The organism is Lysinibacillus sp. CNPSo 3705 (assembly GCF_028674935.1).
Classification (GTDB): Bacteria; Bacillota; Bacilli; order Bacillales_A; family Planococcaceae; genus Lysinibacillus.
The window spans coordinates 21,595-29,616 of the sequence record NZ_JAQZSD010000056.1 but is presented as its reverse complement, the minus strand read 5'-3'; the positions used below and the strand labels follow the sequence as shown (position 1 = coordinate 29,616).

Here is an 8,022-nt window from a genome sequence, read left to right as displayed (position 1 = left end):
ATTTTATATTTAATAATAAGTTTTGAATTTTGAGGAAAGCCCCCTAACACATAAAATGTCAGGGAACTTAAATAATTAAACCTTCATGGATTCGATGTAGTTACTGTTAAAGAATTTAAAAATTCTAGTGTTGCATCGTCCATACAGTCCTCAACATATACTGGTTTCTCTTCCTCAACCTCTGAATTTGAATTATCAACCGGTACTACTGAAGAAATGTTCTCAGTTTTATAAATATCCGAATAAAGATTAGAAGGAACACCCCATGTTTCAAGATGTACGACGTTCGATAATTCTTCTGTTTTTTTCTTTAAGATTCTTATTTTTCTTTTAGCTCCTAAATATAAACTAGACATAACAACAACAAATATTGTAAAAAATAATGACATAGCTTCCTTCCTCCTTCTGTTTTTTTGGTGGTTACTATCCCTTATCAACCTTTATTTAAACACCCATATCAATTGCCGCTTTAATAACTTGGAGTGTAGAATCCTCTGATGGTTGTCATAAAAGGTTTGCTAACCACATCATACGTACGCTTATTTTTGTTTTTTTCTAATACCATTTCCTAATCTAGAGCCTCATTGTTGTTCCTTCTAAAAAACAAAAAACACCCACTAAACACCTATATAATTTAGGTACGGTGTTGTGACTGTTCCTCTAAATCTTTGTTTAAAGTATGAGCATTTGATTATGAATTAAAGCTATATTTCTAAAACTGTGAAATAGCCTCCATTTCTAACAACGCCTTAAAATATCTAGGATTTATTGTTGTGTTCATTACACCCTCTTGAAGTAATTAGATAAATACTCCACTTCTTTTTTTCTTCCTTCTGTCTTAAGTTTGTAGACTATATTTTTTTTTACCTCTCTTCCACTTATTTGTCTGAAAACAACAAAAAAGCCCATATGGAAGAATCGTCTTAGAAAAGGACACAATTATCCCGTTCTCGATTCAACCACATAGGCTGCAAATAAGTAATTTCACGTAGCTCATAGTCTATTGGCTACAAAAATAATAAAAAGAAAAAGTGTATAAGTATATTATACCAGATATTAATTAAAAAAACTATCCAGAAATGGAAGATTAATAAAAAATACTCACCTTATACATACGTAAAGGCGAGTATTTGTTTTCTAAGATATGGTATAGTCACTTGAATAAAATGACTGACTACTGCATGTATTTTTGTTTATTTCTCTTGCTTTGAATAAGAAATGTCCCTCGAAACCAGATACTAGGTAATCGCTTTACCTTAGCGCATAACTCAATATTGCTCGAGTAGTATTTGCCTTCTTTTCTTCTAAGGAATATCAATCTCTTTTATTTATTTTTTTGTACTTCTATCCAGAAATATTCTAGTCGATAATTTGTGCCAAATCTAACCTTGAAATCTCCGATATATTCGATAGTTATATTACCTTGGAAATCACGCTCACCTGCCGGAATGTCTTTTTCTTTTGCATATGCTTCACGTGCTTCTTTTGCTGATTCTTTAATTTTACTTTCTAATGATGAAAGCTCTGGATAAGCAAGATTGAATAATTGAAGGGTTAAATTAACTGTATTTTCGCTCGTATAATCAAAGCTAAACTTTATATCTTTAGTTTTACTATTGAGTAGGATTCCAATTTGAGTTGACAAATATCCTGGTGGTAACGTATTTATCCAATTTGGTTCCTGCAAATGTATAAAAGCTCCAGCTTCTTTATACTTAAAGTTTGTTTGCTTCACATATCGTTGTCCTTCGATTAATAGCTTTTTAAATCGAGGATCATTAAAGGCAAATTCAGTTACTTTCTCATCAGGAGCTACATTGTATAATGATTTATCGTTAATAACTACCTTTTGAAAGTCATCTAAACTCATATCCATATTCAATTTTGGAATATCTTTTTCAATAGGTTTTCCAGCAGTCTTTTCATAGTTTAGTGCACGATATAGGAATACTGCATAATGCGCCCTTGATAGAGGTACATTTGGCTTAAAAGTAGTTGCATCATAACCCGTTGTAATTTCCGCTTCATAAAGCGCCGCGATAGCTTTTCCTTCCTCAGTCGTTTGAGAAACGTCCTTAAATGGGTGTTTTCCTTTTGCTTCTAGCTTAAAGGCATTTGCTAAAATTAATGCCATTTCGCCTCGAGTTAAATTCTTTGTTGGATTGAAATTTCCTTTAGCGTTAGACTTAATAACGCCAGTCTGTTGTAATCGTTGGATAGCATCAAAATAAGGATGAGTTTTTGGAATATCATTGTATTGTTCGAAAGGTACTTTAGACGTTAAGCTTGTAGCTCTTTCGATTAATACAGCAGCATGTTGCCTACTAATTTTCACATCTGGTTTAAATGTACCATCGCCATACCCTGTGATAATCCCTTGGTCTCGCATTTGATGCAAAATGTCATAATACACATGTGTTTTTGGGATATCTTTAAACGGTGTTTTATAATCAGCGTGTGCTGTTTCTGTTATAACTGGTACCACAACGCTTGCTGTCGCAACTCCCATTGCCATTGCACCTAAAAGAAACTTATTTTGTGGAACTACTCCCTTTAAAAGCTTGTTTTTAACTTTATCAAGACAAAAGAGATTATGTTTTTTTTGTCTCCAATAACTACGGAAGTTACTAGTCTCAGTTTTAACAAGACCACATTCTCTCCATCTCTTTTCATCAGCTGTTTCTTCTGGTAATCCGATATGTTTGTCTTCCGATTTTAAATTAGGAATACAGACAGCCTCAACGATTGTTTTTACCTCTTTTTTTACTGTTTGCATAAATATCACCTGTCCTCAAAGTATTTAACTTTTTACTTCTTGCTTAGCGCACAAAAAAAGCCTTCGAGGGGAATCTTGTTAAAAAGGACATAATAAGTCCTAAAGATTCAACCTCAAAGGCTGTGCGGTAGTAGTTAAGCCGTCATACCAAAATGGTAGTCATAGAAATAAAATAAAAAAGTTACAGTTCTAGCTTAACATATTTATTTTATTAATGAAAGGTATTTATTAAAGCCATTAACACTATGCACACTGATTCGTAAGCATATAAATATGATTTGAATTCATCTATATTTACACTATAATCTTTTCTAATTGATTTCATCATAAAAGTCCATTATTAAAAGGGATTGCTGGATAAATTTATATTACAGATAGTTTTTAGGAGAAATTTCAATGGGATAAAGAATCAAAGTATGTATTCGAAATCGTAGAACATTATATTTGTAATATATGTTAGCATTTAATAAAAATAATATTGAAGAGGCTGAGGCATATCAAAAGCGTTTTCTACAATTTATCATTTCCTAACTTTCGGGCTTATTTGTATTATTAATTGTTGTAATAATTTCTGGTGTTCTTAGTGTGTGTATCATATAATTCCTCTTTGTTTTCAAAAAAAAAACGACCTGTATTAACCAATTGAGATTTGGCAATATAGATCGTTTTTACCTCTTAATTAATTCGTATGTACATTTGTTTTTCAACTCATTTTATCCGAAGCAAGATGCTTTATATACAACCTCACAGTGTCTTTTGGGTATCTTAAAAATATAGGTGCAATAGATTTAATAACCGTACAAAAAACTAAAAATCGAATAAATATGTTTCGATTTCTTGTATTTTTTACTAAACTGCGTAATTCATCAACATTGACGTTCATGTTCACTTTGTCTCCTCCTAATCAAAACTATTTTGCAGTTAATTTGCATATTTTGAGCGTATTTCTTATTTCATTTAGTCATCCAGCAAAAGCAATGATTATTATTGACATTTCTTTTGTGAATGACTAAAATGAAATTAATTGTTGCGACCAATTAAGGGGATATCTCAGTATTTGTTACTGATTTTTATCGTTCTCATTATTGGTCGGTTTTTTTATTTCTTTCTCTGAAGTAGATGAATGAAGTGACTTCAAAACCTCAAATACCGTATTGTAACCTGAATACACTTTAGAAGCATCATTTGCCGCTTCATCAGTGTTGTTCATAACATCTTTCATTACTTTCGTAAATGCCTTATAAATTTTATATGAAGGCATTAGAAGAACAAATCTCCAATCGATATTACCTAGCTCACCATTGAGTATATTCATAGTTATTTTTAAACCGGACCAAAAAGAAATAAACAAAATTATTATAATTGCCAGCAAACGCCCGCATTTATACATAAATCTGATTAACCTTTTTTTCGTCCAAAATTTTCTTGGTTGTTGATTTGTTGTTTGATTATTATCAGCCTCTGCCTCATTGTTTTTTTCATCCATGAATTTTAGATATTCCTCTAAAATCCCCTCACCTGCACCTATTAAAACGAAAAATACAAGTGCAATTAATGATTCTTTCACAGATGAAATTAAATCTAAAACTATTATATAAATTCCCCTCTTTTTCTTTTTAATTTTCCATTTTTGAATCCTCCGTTAAAGAATGTTTGCTAACTTCATTCTTCCACCCGTGCTACAGACATACATTCTAAAATTTTTAAACACACTAATCCCTCCATTCTTCTATGCATTTATACTACTTTTAAAAACAAAAAAGCCTTTGAGGGATAGAATCGTAATATATACAAAAATAGACAGAGCTATCCTGTATATGATTCAACCTCAAAGGCTGTAAAGTGTTAGTTGCTCGAGTTAAACTCAAAAAAAATAAAAAAAGTAGTATGTATAAAGTATAACATATATTCAAATTTACAACATCTATTTTTTTCTAATATAACGAAAAAGGATCTACCATACTTTTTAAGATTCAGAGATAATTACGGTCTACCGAAAAATGGTTTATATCCTTTTGTATTTCTATCAACTATTCTTCTTTGATTTATGCGAAAGTACTATTTCCTTTTTTGTTCTTAAATAGAAAATAGAAAAATTTTAACTGCAGCTATACCTTCTTAGTAACATACTAAATACAAAAGGTATGATTACAATACCGATCTTTTGGAAAAACTATAAAAGTCAATAGATTACTGCTTGATAAGACTTTTAGATTTCCCTATAAGAAATAGAATTTTATCTTTTGTTTTCTATTTTTATAAATCTACTTTTTCATTGTTTTCCCTTTTTTCTTCTTCGGAAAATTATACCTTTCGTTTTCCTTCTTAATTTTTTCCAATAGTAATTTTTTATTGTCATTAGCCATTATATTTTCCCCCTTTCATTTTTATAATTGTGTCCAAACAAAATTAATTTTAAACACATATAAATAATCTCTCCCCCATAACATGTAGTATCCCAGGAACAGTACGACAGTGTACTAGCTTTATTTTGCAGAATGGAGGTATCAAGTGGAGATGATAGGGCAAAGGAAAAGGCGATCGGATGCCAAAGTGGATTTTAAACCAACTATCCCCCTACCGCTAAAGGACAGTATTGAGAGGCTTTCTGATATAACAAATATCCCTATTAAAGATGTAACGAATCATTTAGTTGTAACCGCGATTAATAATGCTGACATTATTAGTTCTATATCTAAATTCTTTAAACGTGATATACGTTTCAATAATACCTTGTATTTTGGTGACCCAACTAATCCTAGTGTTAAAAAGAAAAATCCCCCAGGTACCTGTGATCGAATATCAACTAGAGTGTCTCAAAAAACGGATCAATTAATAGATGCGCTGGCATACGCAATGAGATGTACTCCACATAGGGCTTGTGCAGTCTTACTAGAACAAGCAATACTGAACTATGATATCGTTAACAATTTTATAAGGGAATACTTAATAAACGGACTAGATAAAGACAGATTGAATGAACTCCAAAAGGTTTTAAATTATATAAACAGCATGACTGATTCGGATGAATATTCATGGGCTGATTTACTATCATTGATTGTTCGAGAGGTGAACGCTCCTATCACTTCTCCGAATGAGATGGTCGAGGAATTTCTTGTTATTAATAACTGGCGTGATAACTCCTAAAATAAAAAATACCTACCCGATTATAATTTTGGGTAAGTATTTTCTGGTTAATAAAGTTAAGGTCTAACTATCATAAACTCCATAGGAACTTGCTCCATCTATATCATTGACCTTTGTTTCCTATATCTCAAGAAATAGAATGCTCGGGAGCCTTATCAAAACTAAAACCTTTAAACGATACAATCCTTAATGATCCAGAATTTGTTTTCTCTAAATATTGAACCTTGCAATACAGTCTAGGCTCTAACCATATAATATTTCGGTCTACATTTGTAACAATCTGTTTAGCAATTTGACGAAATGCTGCTTTTTCTTCAGGTTTGAAACCAAACTCTACATTAGCAAGTGGCCTGTATTTACCATTACTTAATTGTTCGCCTACTAACATTGTAAAAGGGTTTTCTTTGTACCCTAAAATTAATAAATCAGTAATTTTGAAGTGTTTGTTGTACATCTGAACTTTTCGGGATAAAAACAATTTATCTTTACTTTGCTATACTTGCACATAATTTATCCCAAATTATTCGGGATAAATTAACCATATTTAAGCTCTAGAGCGATTTAAAGGATTGCCCACTTTTATGAAACAGCTCTATTGACATTAAACTTCAAATTATTGATTTTAGTTTATATTTTCCATAACAGTCCTTTATTCTTATAATCGTTTCATTACCGCAATAAGCATATAAAAAAGAAGCCCATTAAATTAAGGCTTCTTTTGATTGTCAAATAGCTTTTACTTCTATTAACCAAAATACTTACTCTTAGCTTTAGCTTCTAGAATGCAACTAACCTGTGACGTAATAAAAAGGTCCTAAAGCATCGGTTGATACCTGTTATAAAAAAATTTATTCACTAATATGGCCCGATTGTGGAATAAGAAAAAATCCTGCATATCAACACAGGATTTTTAATCAAACTTTATTATCAATCCATATTTTAAATAAATAAAAGTTGGTTCTGTATAGACACTTACTCACAAATTGTTATAAATCGTGAAACGAGGGAACTGTTCCTTTCTTCGTTCATTTTTATTTTGCCTTAAAGTTCTAGGGGCTTATTCACCTACCATACCATCATTATCTCGATCATCCATAAATGGATATAACCAGTGATCACTCGTTATTGGCATACTATAACCTGCTGCTTTTGCTTCTTTAATCGTTACTTGTCCATTTCCATCTGTATCAACGCTAGAAATATCGATATCTTCAGCACCCTTCGAAGCATTAGACTTATTAGAACTTATTGACTTATTAGAACTTATTGACTTATTTGAGTTAGTTGATTTACTTTCAGTTAATCCTAGAGATTTATTTATTTCATCAGGGTTGCCATTATCAAACTCATCTACAACTTTATTCCCTTTTAAAATGTAAGTGTACTTGTAATGAGAAGGAATCTGTGTTTCCGTATTTGGATATGTAATAATTGCCTCAAAATTTGTAGCTCCACTGGCTTTACGAATAGCGTCTTCCATATATGCTTGATCGCCATGTCGGTTAAGTGTACTATCTTGTGGCGTAATATTATAAGCATTTGATACTCCACCGAGAGAATCTGCAATTATATGTCCCTCATCTAAGTCTGCTCTTTCGACACCAGGAACTTTTGCTTCATCAGCATAGTATCTACCATATGATGTTACAGGTTCGGTACGATCATCCTGTAGAACGATTTCGGCAGCAATGACACGGACTACTTGTCCGTGTTCATTCGTAAAGGACCAATACTCTCGGTCCCCAAAACCTATGTCAACGACGACGTTAGGTTCACGATATCCAGACAAATCACCACCATCAACATCAATTAGTTTGTAACCTTTAAACAGTTGATCTTTTGATTCAGTAGATGTTTCCTCTACTACTTGTTTTTCAGTCATAGATTCTTCTTTTTCACTATTTTTTGTAGTTACTTCTGGTGAGATAGCTTTCCCATCAGTATTCGATCCATCTTCTACATTAGTACAACCAACTATTAAGATGGCAGTTAAAAGTAAGATTAAATAGTTTATTTTCTTTTTCATTTTAGGGCTCCTTATAATATTTTTTACTGAGCATTCCAGAGATCTTTGATTAAAATATAAATAATCAGTGTAA

At 31.7% G+C, this 8,022-nt stretch carries 6 protein-coding genes; 1 reads left to right on the top strand and 5 read right to left on the bottom strand.

From position 1 onward, the window contains the following. Positions 1 to 83: 83 nt before the first annotated feature. From PVA17_RS19265 to PVA17_RS19255, 3 genes are all read right to left on the bottom strand, one after another. Positions 84 to 389 carry a hypothetical protein gene (locus PVA17_RS19265; protein WP_274068623.1) on the bottom strand — a complete coding sequence of 102 codons (306 nt, stop codon included), beginning with the start codon at positions 387 to 389 and terminating at the stop codon, positions 84 to 86. Positions 390 to 1,324: 935 nt separating this feature from the next. After that, positions 1,325 to 2,776: an S-layer homology domain-containing protein gene (locus tag PVA17_RS19260; protein WP_274068622.1), complete on the bottom strand. Its 1,452-nt coding sequence runs from the start codon at positions 2,774 to 2,776 to the stop codon at positions 1,325 to 1,327. Positions 2,777 to 3,836: 1,060 nt separating this feature from the next. Continuing rightward, complete coding sequence (locus PVA17_RS19255) at positions 3,837 to 4,343, bottom strand: hypothetical protein (protein WP_274068621.1); 507 nt, start codon at positions 4,341 to 4,343, stop codon at positions 3,837 to 3,839. Positions 4,344 to 5,287: 944 nt separating this feature from the next. Between PVA17_RS19255 and PVA17_RS19250 the strand changes: the two genes are divergently transcribed. Beyond that, entirely contained in the window at positions 5,288 to 5,923 is a 636-nt protein-coding gene (locus PVA17_RS19250; protein WP_483308038.1) for a hypothetical protein, read from the top strand. A gap of 127 nt (positions 5,924 to 6,050) precedes the next feature. On the opposite strand, the gene PVA17_RS19245 is transcribed toward PVA17_RS19250, so the two are convergent. Together PVA17_RS19245 and PVA17_RS19240 are read right to left on the bottom strand one after the other, a co-directional pair. Continuing rightward, a complete protein-coding gene (locus tag PVA17_RS19245) occupies positions 6,051 to 6,311 on the bottom strand; it encodes an ATP dependent DNA ligase (protein WP_274068620.1) in 261 nt (86 codons plus the stop codon). Between the two features lie 669 nt (positions 6,312 to 6,980). Then, entirely contained in the window at positions 6,981 to 7,949 is a 969-nt protein-coding gene (locus tag PVA17_RS19240) for a DNA/RNA non-specific endonuclease (RefSeq protein ID WP_274068619.1), read from the bottom strand. Positions 7,950 to 8,022: the final 73 nt, after the last annotated feature.

Bases quoted from the DNA above. Each gene is read 5' to 3' on its own strand.
- PVA17_RS19260 (WP_274068622.1), bottom strand. From the start codon at position 2,776: ATGCAAACAGTAAAAAAAGAGGTAAAAACAATCGTTGAGGCTGTCTGT.
- PVA17_RS19265 (WP_274068623.1), bottom strand. From the start codon at position 389: ATGTCATTATTTTTTACAATATTTGTTGTTGTTATGTCTAGTTTATAT.
- PVA17_RS19240 (WP_274068619.1), bottom strand. From the start codon at position 7,949: ATGAAAAAGAAAATAAACTATTTAATCTTACTTTTAACTGCCATCTTA.
- PVA17_RS19245 (WP_274068620.1), bottom strand. From the start codon at position 6,311: ATGTTAGTAGGCGAACAATTAAGTAATGGTAAATACAGGCCACTTGCT.